The 17,121-nt window shown below is 61.3% G+C and carries 17 protein-coding genes; 5 read left to right on the plus strand and 12 right to left on the minus strand.

Translation table 11 applies throughout. The features are described from left to right. Positions 1–63: 63 nt before the first annotated feature. Both VJZ71_13335 and VJZ71_13340 read right to left on the minus strand, forming a co-directional pair. Positions 64–774, minus strand: a complete 711-nt coding sequence (locus VJZ71_13335; GenBank protein HKQ49047.1) for a cytidylate kinase-like family protein — start codon at positions 772–774, stop codon at positions 64–66. Between the two features lie 141 nt (positions 775–915). Further along, positions 916–1,260, minus strand: a complete 345-nt coding sequence (locus tag VJZ71_13340) for a hypothetical protein (GenBank protein ID HKQ49048.1) — start codon at positions 1,258–1,260, stop codon at positions 916–918. A gap of 174 nt (positions 1,261–1,434) precedes the next feature. Here VJZ71_13340 and VJZ71_13345 point away from each other — a divergent pair, with 174 nt between their 5' ends. Next, the gene (locus VJZ71_13345; protein ID HKQ49049.1) at positions 1,435–1,986 is read left to right on the plus strand and encodes a DUF5698 domain-containing protein; all 552 of its coding nucleotides are present in this window, start codon (positions 1,435–1,437) and stop codon (positions 1,984–1,986) included. A gap of 53 nt (positions 1,987–2,039) precedes the next feature. Here VJZ71_13345 and VJZ71_13350 read toward each other — a convergent pair whose 3' ends face one another. From VJZ71_13350 to VJZ71_13365, 4 genes are all read right to left on the minus strand, one after another. Next, positions 2,040–2,558, minus strand: coding sequence for a hypothetical protein (locus VJZ71_13350; protein HKQ49050.1), 519 nt, complete (start codon positions 2,556–2,558; stop codon positions 2,040–2,042). A 75-nt stretch (positions 2,559–2,633) separates the two neighbouring features. Further along, positions 2,634–3,764 (minus strand): iron-containing alcohol dehydrogenase, encoded by a 1,131-nt coding sequence (locus VJZ71_13355; protein ID HKQ49051.1) that lies wholly within the window; start codon positions 3,762–3,764, stop codon positions 2,634–2,636. 724 nt (positions 3,765–4,488) lie between these two features. Beyond that, on the minus strand, positions 4,489–6,000 hold the full coding sequence (locus VJZ71_13360) for a hypothetical protein (protein HKQ49052.1): 1,512 nt from the start codon (positions 5,998–6,000) through the stop codon (positions 4,489–4,491). Positions 6,001–6,068: 68 nt separating this feature from the next. After that, on the minus strand, positions 6,069–7,490 hold the full coding sequence (locus tag VJZ71_13365) for an aldehyde dehydrogenase family protein (GenBank protein HKQ49053.1): 1,422 nt from the start codon (positions 7,488–7,490) through the stop codon (positions 6,069–6,071). A 108-nt stretch (positions 7,491–7,598) separates the two neighbouring features. Here VJZ71_13365 and VJZ71_13370 point away from each other — a divergent pair, with 108 nt between their 5' ends. Continuing rightward, a complete protein-coding gene (locus VJZ71_13370; GenBank protein HKQ49054.1) occupies positions 7,599–7,910 on the plus strand; it encodes a hypothetical protein in 312 nt (103 codons plus the stop codon). A 246-nt stretch (positions 7,911–8,156) separates the two neighbouring features. Beyond that, positions 8,157–8,474 carry a hypothetical protein gene (locus VJZ71_13375; protein HKQ49055.1) on the plus strand — a complete coding sequence of 106 codons (318 nt, stop codon included), beginning with the start codon at positions 8,157–8,159 and terminating at the stop codon, positions 8,472–8,474. Between the two features lie 23 nt (positions 8,475–8,497). On the opposite strand, the gene VJZ71_13380 is transcribed toward VJZ71_13375, so the two are convergent. The 3 genes from VJZ71_13380 to VJZ71_13390 all read right to left on the minus strand — a co-directional run bounded on the left by VJZ71_13380 (position 8,498) and on the right by VJZ71_13390 (position 10,582). Beyond that, the gene (locus VJZ71_13380) at positions 8,498–8,731 is read right to left on the minus strand and encodes a DUF6429 family protein (GenBank protein HKQ49056.1); all 234 of its coding nucleotides are present in this window, start codon (positions 8,729–8,731) and stop codon (positions 8,498–8,500) included. Positions 8,732–8,788: 57 nt separating this feature from the next. Beyond that, a complete protein-coding gene (locus tag VJZ71_13385; GenBank protein ID HKQ49057.1) occupies positions 8,789–9,412 on the minus strand; it encodes a hypothetical protein in 624 nt (207 codons plus the stop codon). Positions 9,413–9,487: 75 nt separating this feature from the next. Further along, positions 9,488–10,582 (minus strand): hypothetical protein, encoded by a 1,095-nt coding sequence (locus tag VJZ71_13390; protein HKQ49058.1) that lies wholly within the window; start codon positions 10,580–10,582, stop codon positions 9,488–9,490. A 104-nt stretch (positions 10,583–10,686) separates the two neighbouring features. Between VJZ71_13390 and VJZ71_13395 the strand changes: the two genes are divergently transcribed. Together VJZ71_13395 and VJZ71_13400 are read left to right on the plus strand one after the other, a co-directional pair. Continuing rightward, entirely contained in the window at positions 10,687–11,022 is a 336-nt protein-coding gene (locus VJZ71_13395) for a DUF433 domain-containing protein (GenBank protein ID HKQ49059.1), read from the plus strand. Continuing rightward, positions 11,019–11,369 (plus strand): DUF5615 family PIN-like protein, encoded by a 351-nt coding sequence (locus VJZ71_13400; protein ID HKQ49060.1) that lies wholly within the window; start codon positions 11,019–11,021, stop codon positions 11,367–11,369. The genes VJZ71_13395 and VJZ71_13400 overlap by 4 nt, the downstream gene beginning before the upstream one ends. Positions 11,370–11,947: 578 nt before the next feature. Here VJZ71_13400 and VJZ71_13405 read toward each other — a convergent pair. The 3 genes from VJZ71_13405 to VJZ71_13415 are packed head-to-tail and all read right to left on the minus strand — an operon-like array spanning position 11,948 to position 17,096. Beyond that, a complete protein-coding gene (locus tag VJZ71_13405) occupies positions 11,948–13,549 on the minus strand; it encodes a PQQ-binding-like beta-propeller repeat protein (protein ID HKQ49061.1) in 1,602 nt (533 codons plus the stop codon). Then, the gene (locus VJZ71_13410; protein HKQ49062.1) at positions 13,542–15,800 is read right to left on the minus strand and encodes a PQQ-binding-like beta-propeller repeat protein; all 2,259 of its coding nucleotides are present in this window, start codon (positions 15,798–15,800) and stop codon (positions 13,542–13,544) included. Before VJZ71_13410 ends, VJZ71_13405 begins: the two co-directional genes overlap by 8 nt. 12 nt (positions 15,801–15,812) lie before the next feature. Then, positions 15,813–17,096 (minus strand): AMP-binding protein, encoded by a 1,284-nt coding sequence (locus VJZ71_13415; protein ID HKQ49063.1) that lies wholly within the window; start codon positions 17,094–17,096, stop codon positions 15,813–15,815. Positions 17,097–17,121: the final 25 nt, after the last annotated feature.

The raw sequence follows: 17,121 nt of genomic DNA on the forward strand, positions 1-17,121 counted from the left end.
TGGTGATCCAAGCCCCTGGTCCCCCCGGCCAGGGGCTTTCTTTTTGCAGACGCCCCGCGCGGGCTAGCGGATGATGCCTTTGATCCGCAGTGCCGAGTGGACCAGGTCAACGGCTTGCAGGACCGGCATGAATTCGAGGTTAATGGTCAGATCGTGCCGCGACGGTTCCCCGGCCTCCACGCGAAAGTGATGGCGAATGAACCGGGCGCGCTCGTGCTCGATGTCTTCCACCTCGCGCCGCGCCTGATCCTCGGCAATATTCTTGGTTTTGGCAAACTGCTTGACACAGTAGTCGCGCGACGCCGTAAAGCGTACGCGCAGCCCCATCTCCCGCGGCAGGATCATATCCGTCGCCCGACCGAGGAAGATCGAGTGTCCCTTCCGCGCCAGCGAAAGCACCGTCTCCCTGAGCCGGTGGAAGTAATCATCTTTCCCCGCGGCTCCGAACGTGACCGATTGCAGGAACTCCTCCATCCATCCCAAATCGCGCTCGTCCATCGCGTCGTAGAGCTGCCGCCGGCATTCGTCGTCGCCGGCCATGGCTTGGAGAATCTCCCGGTCGAAGACCGGCCAACCAAGCTTCGCGTGTAATTGCGCGGCGATCTCCTCGCCGGGCAATCCAACCGACCGCGAGATGGCAATGAAGTCCATGACCGAGCCGGCGCGCGGGGCCGAACCCCCGTCCTGCTGCTGGCGGGCGATTTCCCAATTGCGCATCTGTTTCTCGACGACGCGGCTCATCGTGGGGCTAAAGGAACTGGGTGTGTAAAACATGGCTAGACCTCCTGAAATGACTGGACGGTCTACCGCCTAGCAATTTGCGTGCCGCTTGGCGCGCAAGTTGCTTCTCCTTGAAACAAAAGAGGTTATGGTCTGTTTATCGTCGATCAGGGACCGAGCGGAATCGGGCGAGGCCTACTCGCCCGGAATCCGCAGGGCCATCACGGCCTTGTTCGGGTCTTTCTCAAACTCGGTTTTGCAATGCGCCGAACAGAGGTGCAGCGTGTACCCCGCCGTAGTTGCCGCGAACTCTTTGCTCCCGTCCATCCCCAACCCGCAGCCCAGGCACTTGGTCACGATCTTGTCGACCTTGCCGTCAAACGCGTCGGCCTTGGCCAACTTCGCCTCGATCAGCGCGGCATCGCCCGGCGCCGGCGTGGCGGCCCCCGGTCGAACTTCTTCGCCCCCTTTTTTTTCGCACGCCGTCATCATCGCCGCGACGACGACGATCGCCAAAGTGACGCGATTAAAACGACACATGATCGGTCCTCCCGTCGGGAAGTTTCCCGTGGGCTGCATTCTCGCGCAATTTCGGCGCGAGGGCAATGGCGCAGGAAGTTGCCATCGCGGCCGCCGTGTCTATCATCCTCTTCCGTTGAATTCGGCACGCGCCGACCACGAAGTGATCCTGATCTCCTTGCCACGAGGGTTGCCATGACCGGTGAAACAGTGTTCGTCTGCCTCATGATCATCCTGGCCCGCATCGCCGACGTCTCGCTGGGGACCGTGCGAACGATCAGCGTTGTCAATGGCCGTGCCACGCTCGCCTCCATCGTCGGCTTCTTCGAGATCCTGATCTGGATCTTCGCCGTCTCCCGCGTGATCCAGAATCTGAGCGATCCGGCTTATGCGGTTTCCTACGCGATTGGCTTCGCCCTTGGTAATCTCATCGGGATCAAGATCGACCAAAGAATCGCCTTCGGGGAACAGGTCGTGCGCATTTTTTCCAGCAAGGGAGAGGGCGTGGCGGCGTCCTTGCGGCACGCCGGCTTCACCCTGACGGAGTTCCAGGGCAGCGGCCGCGACGGGTTCGTCACGCTGCTCTTCGTGCAAGTGCCCCGGCGCGATGTCTCGCGGGCCCTGCACTGCGCGGCGGTCGCCGACCCCAAGTGCTTCTATCTCGTGGACGACATCCGTATGGCCGCCCACCCGCCCGCCGAAAAGCAGGCTCCGACCGGCTGGCGCTCGATTGTCAAGAAGGAGTAGTGCAGTTCGCGTCTTCGAGACCTGCCGCGTCCCTCCCCGTGCGAAGGGAAGGGCTAGGGAGGAGTTCGCGCGCCGAGTATTGCCCGCGACACCTCGTTAATCGCCGTCCCGCATTCCGGACACCGCGTCGAATCGGTGGGCTGGCCGCGGAGGTTGTAACCGCACTTCAAACACATCGGCACGCCCTGTTCAATGAGCTTCTGGCGGAGCATGGCGGGGAAACTCTGCCGGTGAAAACGTCGAATCAAGATGAATGTGACGACCAGGACGAGGCCGAAGCGAGCCGCTTTTTCGAATTCCCGCGGCCAGGATACAAATTCAAGCAGCCACGTGGCGAGCACTAACGTGAAGATCGAACCGAGCACCAGCCACAGAATGGCAGACCAGTATCCCCACGTCGTCGGTCGCCCGGCCTCCGTCGCAATCTGCTTCAAGGCGAGCTGTCGCTTTTCTTCGGATTCAAAATAGTCGAGTTCGGGAACTCCGTCGAGCGTGACGTTGAGCGGATGGCGCCTGGCCAGCCAACCGGGCTTTTTGACAGGATTGGAAGTTTCCGGTTTCTCACTTGGCATCGGAGGCTCACACGGAAGCATCGGGCGCGTATGAATAATAACGGTATCGCCAGGCTGGGTTTTCAAGGGTGATTGCTAATGGGCGGCGGCGTAAATCCGGCGCAGTGCAGCGGCGTCGACGGGCCGGGGGTTGAACCCCGCCGTCCATTGGGTCGCCGCCGACTCGGCCAAATCGTCCAGAGCCGAACGCGGCACGTCTAGTTGCGACAGCCCTCTCGGAAGACCGGCGGCGTCCAGCATCTTTTCAATCTGTACCGCCAGCGCCTCCGCATCGGCCACGAGATCGGCGTACGGGTTTTCGCCGGAGTCCGCGTTGAAGCGGATCACGTGCGGCAGGAGAAGGCCCACCGCCTCGCCGTGAACGATCCCGAACCGCGCGGTCAGAGGATTGGCGCAGGCGTGTGCCGCCCCCAGCATCGACTTCTCGATCGCGCAGCCCGCCAGGTGGGCCCCCAGCAGCATGTCGCGTCGCGCGGCATCATCACTGGAATCGTTGACGGCCTTCGCATAGGCCGGCGCGAGTAATCGCCACGCCTCCCGGGACAATTCCCGCGAAACCGCGTTCCGCTTCGTCGTCCCCGCCGTCTCGACGGCGTGCGCGACCGCGTCGATCCCCGTCGCCGCCGCGACGGCCCGCGGCATGGTCCGTGTCAATTCGGGATCGAGGATCGCCGCCCGCGGCAGGGCCTTCTCGTCGCCGCAGGCCATCTTCTGGTGCGTCTCGGGGTCGGTGATCAGCGCGAACGACTGCGCCTCGCTGCCTGTCCCCGCGGTCGTGGGCACGGCGATCAGCGGCAGCATCGGCCGCGTTGCCTTACCCACGCCCCAGTAATCCTGCATCCGCCCGCCGTTGGTGAGGATGAAATTAATCCCCTTGGCCGCATCCATCGAGCTACCGCCGCCGAGGCCGGCGATGAAATCAATCCCCAGGTCGCGGGCAATCCGCACGCCGTTGTCGACGTGCTCCGTCGTCGGGTTTTCCTGAATACCGTGAAAGATCGTGACCTCGACGCCCGCCTCACGCAGCGATGCCGCCGCGAGATCAGCATGACCGGCCGCGACGATTCCCGGGTCGGTCACGAGCAGCACGCGCGTCGCGCCTTCCTCGACGGCGATAGCGCCGAGCTTGCGCAGCGAGCCGTCGCCAAAGGTGACGCGGACGCGTGAATGGCGGAGGATTTCTGGTAATACGGTCGACAACGTCATGCCCGCTCCGGTTGCGCTTCAGAAACTGGCGTTCCACACTCCGGGCATCGACCGTTTGTCAGCCCCGTCAGGTTGTAACCACAAGCAGCACATCGCGGCGCGCTAATATCAATGGCTAAAGTTCGGCGAAGCGTAACGACAAATACCAAAATCGGAAGAACGTAAAGCCAACCTAGGGGAACTAGGAAGGACCCCATTCCCTGAAAATAATCAACCCAGGGCACACCAAATCGCGATTTTTTGGGATATGGACGGAAATAGATGTTGGTTAAACTCAAACCCATCTGCTCCTCAGGCCTCCGCCATATACTCATTACTACTGAACCCGTCGGAAACTTGATGCCATGGGCTGCTCCGAAATCACGATTGTCAACTGTGCCCCCCAAAGCATAGTACAAGAACGATTTTCGAAAAATGAAATGATGCGATGCCGAAACATGCATCACTCCTCCAGCCTCCGAGTAGAACAAGAGAACTGTGGCGATGAAGAGAAAGATTGCGCTAGTCCGGCGAAATAGTCCACGCCCAAGCAAAAGTTGACAAAATAGCTTGCACCTTGACCGGAGCTGATGTGCCGGCTTCTCGATTACATTGCTATCGATGGTGTGGTCCAATTGCACGAACTCTGACTCCGCGGTGTAACATGATTAAGCGGCTGGCTCCATCTGAAACGCCCTCTGGCGGTACAGATGCTCGAACAGGTTCCCCTCGTGCGGCTGCTCCATCAGCACCCCGCTGCCAGAACGCACGCAACGAACCCCTCCATGTCATCCATATCGATGAACGAATCTGGCGATGCCTCGCGGTCGCCGGCACATCGCTCCGTCGTCGTCCCGCCGCCGCCCACCAGCAGATCCGTGAATCTGGCGATGTCGTGTCCATCAATGAGCTCGTCTGCGTTCATGTCGCCTGGCAGGCAGGTGACCGCCTGCGGCACTACATTAGCCCCGACCATCGTCTGCGCTCCGGGCTTGAACTGGGTCAAACTCACTGAACCGTCAATCGCCGCCGGCGGCAGATTGCAGTCGAAGCGGAAGTTGTACATCGTCCCCCAGCGGAGGGCGTTGCCATTCGCATTCTCCGCGTAGGTCTGCGTCACGGCCCACGCGATCTGCTCCGCGGACACGGATCTCACACCGGGCCAGTCGGTCCCATCCGTCGTCACGTTGTCGATGCCATCGCCGCTATGGTAGTCCACGTCGTGAAAATCAATGTTGGTCACGGTTGCATATCGCGAAACGGGCACTGCGAGGGAATAAATCGACCTGTCCGAATTGATATTCTGCACCGCGTATTCATAATGCCACTGCCCATTGCCGAGCGCCGTGGCCTTGCCGGCGAGGATGACGCGGGCGAAAAGGCCTGCATCTTCCGGGGTGGTCATATCCGCGATGTGTACGTCGGTGTCATACTCGCTCCACGCCAGGATGCCGGGGCTACGTCGCCGAATCTGGGCGTCATCATCGCCGAAGAGGTCAAACCACCAGCTCGTGCCGCCGCCCGAGACCGCGAGCGGCCGGTAAGAGGCGTTGTCACCCCCATTACCGGCCAGGGCGTCGTCGGCCGTCACGTATTGGACCTCGACGAAATATTTGGTCGGGGAGGAAACGAAATCGGATACCTCAAGATCAGTGATGTTTACCTGCAAGCGCCGGGCAACACTGTCACTCCAGGGGGGGCTTGTGACGGAGTCTATGTGTATCCCGGTCGTGGGGTTCACCCGCCACTTGGGGCCCAAGTCGCTTTGCGTTCCGTTCTGGGATGCCGAGTACGGGTCGGCGCAGCCCAGCCCAAGGTGATACCAATCCTCCGCAGGCTCACAGGTGACGCAGCAGGTGGTAAACTGTCCGGCGGCGAAGCCGTGCTTCAGCCAGCTCTGCCCGAGCTGCTCGATACGCGTTGAGCCGTTCACCGTCTTCAGGCGGAAGCAATTCTGGGCAATGACCGGATGGTTGTTGCTTTCACCGTCCCAAACGACCTGTTGGTCTCCCATGTTGCAGGCCGCAGCGAAGACGGAGAAAGCCGCGATCCCTCCCGAGCTGTGATAGTTTAGAATATCATTCGACCAAAACCCCTCAAAACCGCCGATCGCGCCGGTGATGAGGTCCGGCCCGGAAGACTGTTGTCCCGAGCCCGGGCAGCCGGAAAACGCGCCGACGGGACGCGCAGGGCCGAGCAGAATCGCTAATAGACCAAGTGTGATGGCCGGCGTTCTTGAGTATGTGTTCATGGTCATGTCCCCTCCATCGGCGAAGTCCGACGACGGTGCCTCCCCGCGCTAATCTCAAGTATATCGGTAGGCCGTCATGCCGCCGGGTCCATCTGGAAGGCCCGCTGGCGGTACAAATGCTCGAACAGGTTTCCCTCGTGCGGCTGATCCCAACTGATTTTGAAGGTGGGGATCGGGCCGATGTTGAGCCGGTCGACGTTCCGCGCGGCCATCAACGCGGCGACGAGGTTCTTGTCCCTGGTGATCGCGGAGACGATCAGGCTTGATCCGATGGCTTGCGGCATCTCTGCCGCCGGGCACTCCACCGCCGATGCGAAGGGGAACAGGAACTCGCGGTTGGCCAGCGGATGTTCCCGATCCTCGCACCAGATGACGGTGGGGAGCAGATAGGCGATCCGTCCATCGCGCACCAAGCGCGGCGAGCCGCGGAAATGTTCCGTCAGATCGATGGCCCCGGGTTCACGCAGGCCCTGATCGATCATCGCGGAGATTGCCTCGGCGAATTGCGGATTGGCGAACGCCGCGACCTTTGCGTCGGGATGGTCGGCGGGCAGCGCCCGCACCTTCGCCAACTCCTTGGCGACCGCCTCGGCAATCTCGCGCCCGTGCCGCGGCGTCCAGATGCCGGAGGCGTTGATGCATGACCGCCCGCCGTTGGCCGCGATCGACGTCACCAAAACGTCGAGATGCTTCTGCCACTCGTCCGCACAATCGTCGCCGAAGACTACCTTGCTGTAGCCCGGCCCGTGCAGTTCAACTCGGGGGTCGTTCGCCCAGGTCCGCGTCGTCGAGGCGTCGCCGAAGAGCATCGACCGGTCGGTCACGCGGAGCAGCTCCGCCGCGCCGCCGTGGTCGGTCGGATAGAAGCCGAAGGCCTCCGCCGGCGCGCCGGCGGCGATGAATGCCTGGATGATCCGATAGGGCGACCACGGCTCCTCGCGGCCCGGCTTGAGCACGACCGGCGTCTTGAGGGCGATCGCCGGTATCCACAGCGAATGCACGCCGGGCGAGTTGCTCGGTAGCACCGCCCCAAAGGTCCGCGCCTGCCGCGAGAAGCTGATCGTATGGCCGCCGTGAATGCCGTGTCCGCGATCGATGATTGCGAGATCGAGCCCGCGCGTCAGCCCCGCCAGCACCACGTCGATCTCGGCCATGACCTTGCGAATCTTCTCCGCGTTGGCTCGGCACAGGACTTGCGGCATCCCCGTCGTCGCCGAAAGCTGGCGGATGTAGTCGTCGAAGGATTGTTTCGTATCGCCCAGTGGGAGCGTCGCGCCAATGTACATCTCCGCAGCCTTTCGGCTGATGGCAATCAGTTCCGCCGCACTCAGCCGCTCGAGCACCCGCTCGTCCCAGCGATTCACGTCGCGGACGATCATGCCGCTATTGGCCTGACTGACCGCCGCGACCGCCTCGCCCGTCGCATGGTGCACGATCTCGACCTTGTCGACGGCTTCGTAGGGTTTTCCGTGACGTAGGATGGGGATGTGGAGCATGGCGGTCACTCACCGGGTCCGCATAGACGCAGCAGATTCCCTTACGAGAACGGATTATAATGGTATATCATTCGCCGGTCTTGTGGGCGACCACCGAAGGACCGACGCATGGACGTGCTGACGCGAATAAAAGGTTTGATCCTTCGGCAGCGCTACCGCTTTAGCGAAAAAGCCGCGGATGAACTTGACGCCGATGGACTACAGGAGGCGGACGTACTTGAATCAATCATGAACGCTGATCACATCAAGAAAACGATCCGCTCATCGGCGCATACAGGAGAAAAGCTCTATGTTATCGAAAGCCCGGACTATCACGGAACGCTCATCTACACGAAAGGCAAGTTCACGAAGCTTGAGGACGAAGAAATCTTCTACTTCCTCATCTCGTCTAAACGGTCGAGGCGCGGCAACGAGGTTTAAGCCCATTGAAAGCTGCCCTACTTGCGGTTCGAAGCGAGTCCACCGACGCCTTATCACGAAGCATTTTCGCAGCGGCCATGTCGTCCGAAACGTTCCGGTCGACGAATGCGATGCCTGTGGCGAGCGGGTCTATGATCCCGACGCGATGGCGATGATGGCGCCCGCGCTCAAGGCGAACAAGGCGCATCATGCAAAGCGGCGCAAGGCCGGCAACCGCGCATCATCGTAATCGGTCATAATCCGCTCATGCCCGGCTTCGACGACTCCGAAAGCGACCCCTTCCACCCGCCCAAGGTCCCCGTCCGGGTGCAATGCATCCACTGCGACCCGGAATACGTAAGCGACCAGATCGAATGGGTCGTGATGGAGACGGCCGAAGGCCCGCAGGGCTTCTGGTGCTGCCCCATGCCCGGCTGCGACGGCAAGAGCTTCGGCTTCGACATCTTCCCGACGGACCCACAGTATCGCGACGAACACGGGAACTTGATGTGGCACGAGGATGAAGAGCCCGAAGACGAGGAAGGCAACGGCAACGGGCCGAGATTGGACCCCAGCCTTAACTGACGCAGGGGGGGCGACGCCAGGGTTCACCGCCCGAAGAGCTTCCTGAATAGCTCCACCGAACGCCTGGCTCCGTCTTCGGTCAGCACGACGGATTTCGCCTTACTCTTCGGGTCGCCGATGAACCCCTTTTGATGGAGGCGGCTCATCGCGTCCCAGTCGTGGGATTTCCAGGCGCGATGGATTCCACTCTCCACAAATGACGTCAAGTGCAGGAGCGCCAGGACCGCCTCGTCGATTTTGTCCTCGTCAAACTCCATGAATCAGCCTGCTGATGATTTCCACAGTTTCATGCCGCCCATCGCCGATATCGATGGCTACACCCGGTCCTCGTCGGAATCCAACGCGGACCGGAGTTCGGCAAACTTTTGACGGACATAGGGGTTCAACTTTTCGGCGAAGCTCGCCGGGAGGTGCAGCACCCGAATTAATTCCTGCACATCCGCCAGATCGCGCAAACGTCCGGGATTGGTCATCCCCGACGCCAGTTTAAGTTCAATCAGTGCCGGCAAATTGACGTAACGAATTCCATCGATTTCCGTGCCGGCCGACGTGGGATCAGGAAAGGCTACGGGCTTGGGCCTGCCGTCGCCGGGATACTGGCCCGTAACGATGAATTCGATTCGGACGCCGGTATTCGTATCGCGAAGGTTCTTGCTGCCTGAAAACGGCGGAACGTAGCCCAATCCCTCGAGAGATCGATGTATTTCTTCAAGCCCTTGAGGCGTGACGAGAATATCCACGTCTACCGTCGTTCGGTCATACCCGTGGGCGACGAGTGCCATCCCGCCCGCCACGGCGTAATCAATCCCCGATTCCTTCAGCCGCCGGGTGATTTCGCGCAGGCTTTGATGGACGGGATCGGACTTCATAAAGAACTTCGCGGCTTCCTGTATCGCCGGCCCGCCGCCTTGCCGCATCCTCTCATCAAACGTACTCATCAGAATCATTCTATCGCACGGGCCAATAGGATGCCGCGTCTTCTTTTGCTATCTTCCATTCGTCATTCGCTATTCTCAATACACCCCTTCCACCACCGTCGTCGCGAATCGCGAATACGGCCGTACGTTCGCCATCCCGTCCCACGGGTAGGGGTCGCACGGCGGCGTCCGCAGCGCCTCGTCGCGCTCGCTGAAGCGCGGCATGAAGAATTCCTGCGTCAACGTCGTCAGCCGCACCCGGCCCCACGCGCCATAGGGCACGACCGTCTTCTCGTCCTCAAAGCTTACGACCTCGCACATCGCCCGCGGGCAGGGCGGGTGGTAGATGATCGCGTAGTTGTCGGCCGGATCGAACGGCTTGTGCGTCGCCAGGCCCATGAGCGTATTGCCGTACGTCGGGACGAAGTCGATCTTGCCTTCGAGCAATTCCTCCCGCGCAAACTTGTGGAACTGCGGCGTCATCTGTGTCCCGCCGCAAAAGACCCCTTTGATGCCGCACTTCACCAGCGACACCTTTTCGCACAGCGCCTCCAGAAGCTTGGGTGTCGTGAAGACGCAGCGGATGTTGTCGTGCGCCTTCAGCAGCGTCAGCCCCTGCTCGACGACGTGGTCCTTGTACTCGTGCATCGTGTTCATGGCCCCGCGCTTGATGAGCTTGATCACCCACCGCGGGTCCATGTCCACGCAAAACGAAATCCCGCCGCGATGCTGCGCCAGGTGTTCGACCGCCAGCCGCAGCCGCCGCGGTCCGGACGGCCCCAGCATGAGCCAGTCTGCCCCCTTGGGAAACGCCGCATCCGACAGCGTCAGGCTGAACTGCTCGTAGTCGATGCGAAAGTCGTCCATGTTCACCCGGCTCTTGGGCACCCCCGTGCTCCCGCCGGTCTCGAACACATAGATCGGCTTGTTGGCCAGCGCCTTCGGCACCCAGCGCCGCACCGGCCCGCCCCGCAGCCACTCATCCTGAAACGGCGGGAACTTGTCCAAGTCCGCGTACGACTGAATCTCCTTCCGCGGGTCCCATTCAAGAGACTTGGCCTGCTCCAGCCAGAACGGACACCCCGACGCGGGATCAAAGTGCCACGCGACGATCTCGCGGACGTGGGCATCCAGCCTGGCCCGCGCCTCCGCAATTCGAGGCAAGAGACTTCCGGACGTTGCGATACTCATCGTGGTGTTCATGGCTGGGGGATAATAACGCAAGAGTTCTATTGGAGCACGGACTTGCAGAACGCGGCCTTACCGAGCTGGCCTGCTTCGCATATAATGTCAATATGGCACCGATGCTTCTTGAGACCAGCCTTCCGATTCCCCTTCGAGCCGAGCCGGGCGGCACGATTCGCGTTGGCCGGACCCGCGTCACACTCGATACCGTCGCGCACGCCTATCTGGAGGGCGCGTCGGCGGAAGAGATCGTGGATCGATTCCCCACCTTGGCGCTCGCCGATGTCCACGCGGTCATCGCCTATTATCTTACCCATCGGTCCGACGTCGAGGCGTACTTACGGGCGCGCGAGGCCGAAGCCTCGGACGTTCGCAAGCAGACCGAGGCCCACACCGATCAGCGCGCGATCCGTGAACGGCTTCTGGCGCGGCAGAAGCGTTCATGATTCGATTCGTCGCCGACGAAAACTTTGATCGGCGGATCATCCGAGGATTGCTTCGTCGACTGCCCGAGGCGGATGTCCAAACAATTCAGGAACTCGCCTTGAACGAGGCGAGCGACGCCCAGGTCCTCGACTGGGCGGCGGCGAACGACCGTGTTGTCGTCACACATGATGTGAATTCGCTCGTCGATGTTGCGTTCGAGCGGGTGCGAGTTGGAGCGGCCATGAACGGAGTCATCGCGGCGCCGGACAAGCTTGGCATTGGCCAGGCGATCTCGGACTTGGCGCTGATCGCCACGTGTCTGGACCCGGAAGATTTGCGCAATCAAGTCCTGTTCTTGCCGTTGTAGCCCGATCCCGTCGATTCAACCGAGGTCAACACTTTGGCAAGCCCGGAGAGTTCCCGGTGGGAGTCCCAGGCGCTGTTCCAACTCTTCCTGAAGCGGCAACGGTTCGCCTTCCTCGATTCGGACGCGGATTTCGTGGCGATGGATGTGCCAGAATCTGATGCGCAACCGATGGGGCTTGCGCGCTCGGCCTAACTGCGCATCAAACGGCTCGCCGATCTGCCGCATCCTCCTTGAGACTCGATGCCACAACTCGCGATCATCATACTGAGCCACTGCGTCGTAAGATGCGGTATGGCTGTCGACAACTCTTTTGATATTCACCGGCGTTAGTACAAACTCCACCGGTAGGGACTCACCGAGACGATTCGCTATACCCAGTACGACTGCGTTGAAAACGGCCCGTGGCGTATCAGGATGGACGGTAAACCACCCTTTAGTAGTCCAGCGCGCTAAGAGGTTACCTTCCCAAGGGTATATTGGCGAAAGCCAGTATCGCGTCCGCCAGCGCAGTCGTCGAAGTAAGGGCGCCGAGTCAGTTGCGGAATTGGTCATGTCCAATCATACCCGCGCGGTGGCGGTCACTCCGCTGCCGCCTGCTTCGCCGCCGCCTTCATCGGCTCCGACTTCGCCCCCTCCTGAATCGCAAACAGCGCCTGACGGTTGGTCACGTACAGTACCCCGTTCGACGCGACGGGCGTCGTATAGACCGAGTTTTCCATGTAGTTCGTTGCCAGCAGCTTTTTCTCCTTACCGTGCGCCAGCACCAGCACGTCGCCGTCCTCCGTCCCCAGCATCACCTTTCCGTCCACGACGTAGGGCGAGCCCCAGATCGCCGCCAGCGTGTCGTGCGTCCAGTACGGCTTGCCAGTCTTCTGATCGAGGCAATACAAAAATCCGCTCAGGTCCGAAGCATAGACCAGACCGTCCGCCACCGCGCACGTCGACATTGACCGCTTGAAGTCCTCGCCGCCGCGGTGCCAGACCTTTCCGCTTTCCGTCACGTCGCCCGTCTTTGTCGCGTCGATACAGTGCAAATGCCCAATTCCCTCGCCGTGCTCCGGGTCCTGGCCGACGCAGAGAAACACTTTGTCGTCGTAGATGACCGGAGTGGCGATGATTTCGTTCGCCGTCCCGCGGCCGCCGAGGATGTACTTGGCGTCGGGTGGATTGAGATTGTATTTCCAAATGAGCTTGCCCGTCTTCGGCTCGTAGGCGTAGCACCAACCGTCCCCGCCGCCGAAGATCACCTGCGCCCTGCCCTTTACCGTTCCATAAGCAGGACTCGACCACTGCCCGTGAAACGTCCGCGGGCCGCACGGCGTCTGTTCCCACACGAGCTTACCGGTCTTGGTGTCCAAGGCGATGAAATCCGGCGAATCGGGCGATGGGTGATTGAGGTGGCCTTCATCGACGCCGTTGGAGGTATGGCAGAAGACGAGCCCCTCGGCCACGACCGGAGACGACGTCGCCAGGTTGTGCGGGAACACGCCGAGTTCCTCGATCATGTCATACGTCCAGACGATGTCGGCGTCCTCCTTTTCGTTGTACTTCTCGTCCTTGACGCCGTCGTTCTCGCCGTCAAGGAACCCTTCCGTATCCGCGCAGACGACCTCGCACCGATTGCTCACGTAATAAATGCGGTCGCCTTCGGCATAGGGCGATGAGCAGATGCCCTGCTCCGGCCAGTCGTTTACCCGGCCCGACGGCAACTTGTCGTGCGTCGCCTGCCACAGCATCTTCCCGGTCTTTTCGTCGACGCACATCACGACGCCCTTGTCGCCCTTGATTTTCGGCCGGTACTCGCCGGTGTTGTTCGTGCCGACGAAGATCTTCCCCTTATGGATGACGGGATTGCCGTAGGTTTGTGAGCCGAGGGGCGCGACCCACTTAATGTTCGTGCCCTTTTTGACGTCCCACTTTTCGGGAATACCCGTCTCGCCCGACACCATGTTGCGATCCGGCGATCCGCCCCACATGGGCCAATCGCCCTTTTTCGCCTTCGAGAGAGGCTCGGCATGGACGGCCGCCGCGAAAAACAGGACGCCCGTCGCCAAGATCGGCAAATGACGAATGGCGAATAGCGAATAGCGAAATTGTTCCCTTCGTTCGCCTTGCTGTCGCCGAATCACACTATGTCCGCCGCTTTTTTCGCAATTCGCTAATCGCAATTCGCTATTCATTGACACTCACCTTGACATTGTCGTAATACACTTCCGCCCCGTTGCTCTTGTCCGTCGTGCCGTTGGAATACGCAAACAAGCCCGGACACCCTTCGCGGTTCGGACAGGGGTCCTCGAACTCGAGGGTCCACGCCTCGGGCTCCTTCTCCTCGCGCAGCCAGACCTTGGCCTGCACCTGCGCCGACTCCAGATTCATCTTTACGCGCAGTTTCATCCGGTACCACGCGTCCGTCTTCATCTCAAAGGGAATCTTCTTTCGCAGGCCGTGCGTCGGTTCATCCCTCCAACGGGAAAGCTCCAGCTCTTTCGCCTGGCCCAGCATGATCAGCTCGTACCGGCTGTTGATGATGCCCATGTCCGGCCGGAACCGCCGCCGTGCCAGCGTACCCAGCAAGTCCGCCTGCACGGTATACCCGCCCGCCACCGGTTCGCCGACGTACGCTCGCATCTTCCAGACCGGTGAGGGTTTGGCTTTTTCCGCCAGCTTCTGAAACACCTTCGAATCGCCATATTTAACGATTTTCGTCTTGCCCATCGTGCCGGTCCATCCGGGCGGCGGCGCGTCTTCCTTCATCTGCTCGAACGTCTCGTAGATAGGCAAACGCTGTGTGACGCGCGCCCGTGCCGTCGCGCTCAACCCGCCGACCTTTGCCGAGACCATCCCCGCGCTGAAGACCGGATGCGCCGAGGCGGTCAGCAATCCCTCCGGGCTCAATTCGCCCTTTACGCCCACCAGCGACCATTCCACCTTCGGCGTCGGGCCGTCCAGTTTTGCCCCGCTCTCACCGAAGAGCCGCACCTCGAACTGCGCCGTCCCACCGGGAATCAGGCTTACATCGGCCGGGAAGATCGTCATCGTCGTCGGCTTCTGTCCCGCCGCGCTGCGCTCCGCCGCCAAGGCCGGCACGGGAACGACGTCCGCTTTACTCTCCTTCGAACCGAGACAATAAGTCGCATAGCGCGTCATGAAATAGACGCGGCCCCCGCAGACCGTGGGCGAGCCGTAGAGTTCATCAATGGTGTGGTTCAACCCCTCGAATGTAACTTTGCTCAACTCTTCCGCATGATCGCCGGCATCCTTGAGGACCCAGAACACGCCATTCTGCTCGCCGACATAGATGACGCCGTCCGCCGTCACCGTCGCGGAGCCCTTGCCCACGCGCCCGAGCTTGTGCTTCCAGACTGCCTTGCCGGTCTTCGCGTCGATGCAATGAAGGTTCGCCCCGTTGTCGACGTGATACAGCCGCCCGTTGGCCAGCGCCGGCGATGCATAGCCCGCGTCCAAGCCGTCCAGCCGCCAAACCTCGCCAGTCTTGGTAATGTCGCCGGTCTTGCTCGCGTCGATGCATACGAGCCGGCCCATCGTGGTGTTGTCGATGTTTTCCTCGCTGTGGGAGATATAGACGTACTTGCCGTCCGCGACGGGCGAGGAATTGCACCCCATCTTCGTCAACTTGAAGCTCCACACGATGCGCCCCGTCCGCGATTCCAGGCCATAGACCACGCCATCGCCGCCACCGCATATCAGTTGTCTCCGGCCGTCCACGACCGTCACGACCGGCGTCGCATAGACCGTATCCGCCGGCGGCATCATCGATTCCGCCCACCACACGACCTTTCCCGTGCGTTTATCGAATGTCACGAAGCGGTGCGCCGGTTTGGCGTGATTGCCCCAATTGCTGCTCAGAAAGCTGACAATGACGCGATCCTCATCGATCGCCGGATTCACCAGCCGACCGCCGTACCCGCTCACTCGGTTGTATTCCTCCGTCAGGGAGTGTTTCCACAGCACCTTGCCGTCGCGATCGAGGCAGAGCATTTCCCCGCCGGTCCCGTGGGCGTACACATTGCCGGTCTCTTCATCGCCCGCCAGCGCCGTCCAGCCGACGCGCTGCGCGACGATGTCGCTGAAGAAAACATTGAAGTGATAATCCCAAATCGTCTTGCCCGTCTCAGCGTCGAGGCAGATGACACGCTCCTGCAAGCACTCCCCGTCGCCGACCGGCCCGATGAAATACATGCGGCCGTTCATGATCAGCGGCGTCGTCCGCCCGCCCTCGGGGCTCTTCCACAGCAGGTTCTCGCCGTCCGGCGACCACTTCGTCACCACCGCCTTCTCATACGCCATGCCGTTTTGCCCCGGCCCGCGCCACGTCGCCCAATCCGCAGCGCTTACCGGTAACACCATCGCAGCGACGCACGCGGCAATGACCGTAACAGTCCGATTCGATGCTCGAAATTCGTCTCTCATGTTTCGCCGTCCCTAACTCTCTCGAATCACTCTTTTGGCCTTCATCTCGAACCGCGGCAGACTTCCCGCCGCCACCACACGGACCTCCGGCTTGAACAACAGCCGATCGTGAATCGCCCTTTCCACCCGGGCCGCCACCGGCGCTGCGTCGCCGCTACCCTCCGCTTCGACCTCGATCGTCAACGCGGTCATAGCCCCTTTCGCCGCCACATACACGCGGAATTCGGCCACGCCCCCGACGCCCCGCACGATATCTTCAACGGCTGCCGGGAAGACATTGTTCCCGCGAATAAACAGCATGTCGTCAATACGTCCAAGGATACCGCCTTCCATCCGGGCGAACCAGCGGCCGCATGCACATCGCTCCCGCGTCACCCGCACTTGATCCCCGGTGCGATAGCGGATGACCGGCCAGCCCCACCGGCCCAGATTGGTCACGACCAATTCACCCGCCTGGCCGTCCGGCAAGGCCGTCCCGCTCGCCGGATCGACGACCTCGACGATGAATTCGCTTTCAATGAGATGCACGCCGCCGGGCGACTGGACACACTCAAAACCGTGCGGCCCAGTCTCCGTCATTCCCGTGTGGTCGAATACCCGCGCGCCCCAGGCCCCCTCGATCGCCTCGCGCGTCGCCGACATACTCCCCCCCGGCTCGCCCGCAACGATGAGCAAGCGCACCTTCGAGCCCGCCAAATCCAACTTCTCCGCCGCCGCGATCTCCGCCAAGCGCAGGGCATAGGTCGGCGTGCAGCAAACGACGGTTACATTATTTGCAAGAATGTAGGCGAGTCGCGCGGAGGTCGACATCCCGCCTGCCGGCAGGGACATATTCCCCATTGCGACGGCGCTTTCAAATGCCGCCCAGAAACCGATGAACGGCCCGAACGAAAACGCGAAGGCGAACCGATCCTCCGATATTACTCCCGCACCGCGATAGATGATCCCCCAGCACCGTTTCCACCACTCCCAATCCTTCGCCCGATCGAGCACGCGGAGGGGTACGCCCGTGCTGCCCGACGTTTGATGCAAACGGCAATACTCCGATGGGGGATACGTGAGGTTTGTTCCGTACGGTCGATGGGTAGCTTGATCCGCTTCGAGTTCCGCCCGCGTCGTAATGGGCAGCGATTCAAATTCGCTCACCGCACGCTCGGCCGTCCAGCCGACGAACTTGGTGCGGTAAAAGGGATTGTGAGGCAGGATTTCATCGAGCATGGCCGCCAGCTTTCGCCGTTGTAGCGCGGCCAGGGAAGGGCGGTCCAGCGTCTCTTCTTCAGCAATGTGATAAGCCATCGCGCGCCCGTCGGGCGGGCTCTGC

The sequence above is a fragment of the Phycisphaerae bacterium genome, assembly GCA_035275405.1.
GTDB lineage: Bacteria > Planctomycetota > Phycisphaerae > UBA1845 > UTPLA1 > DATEMU01.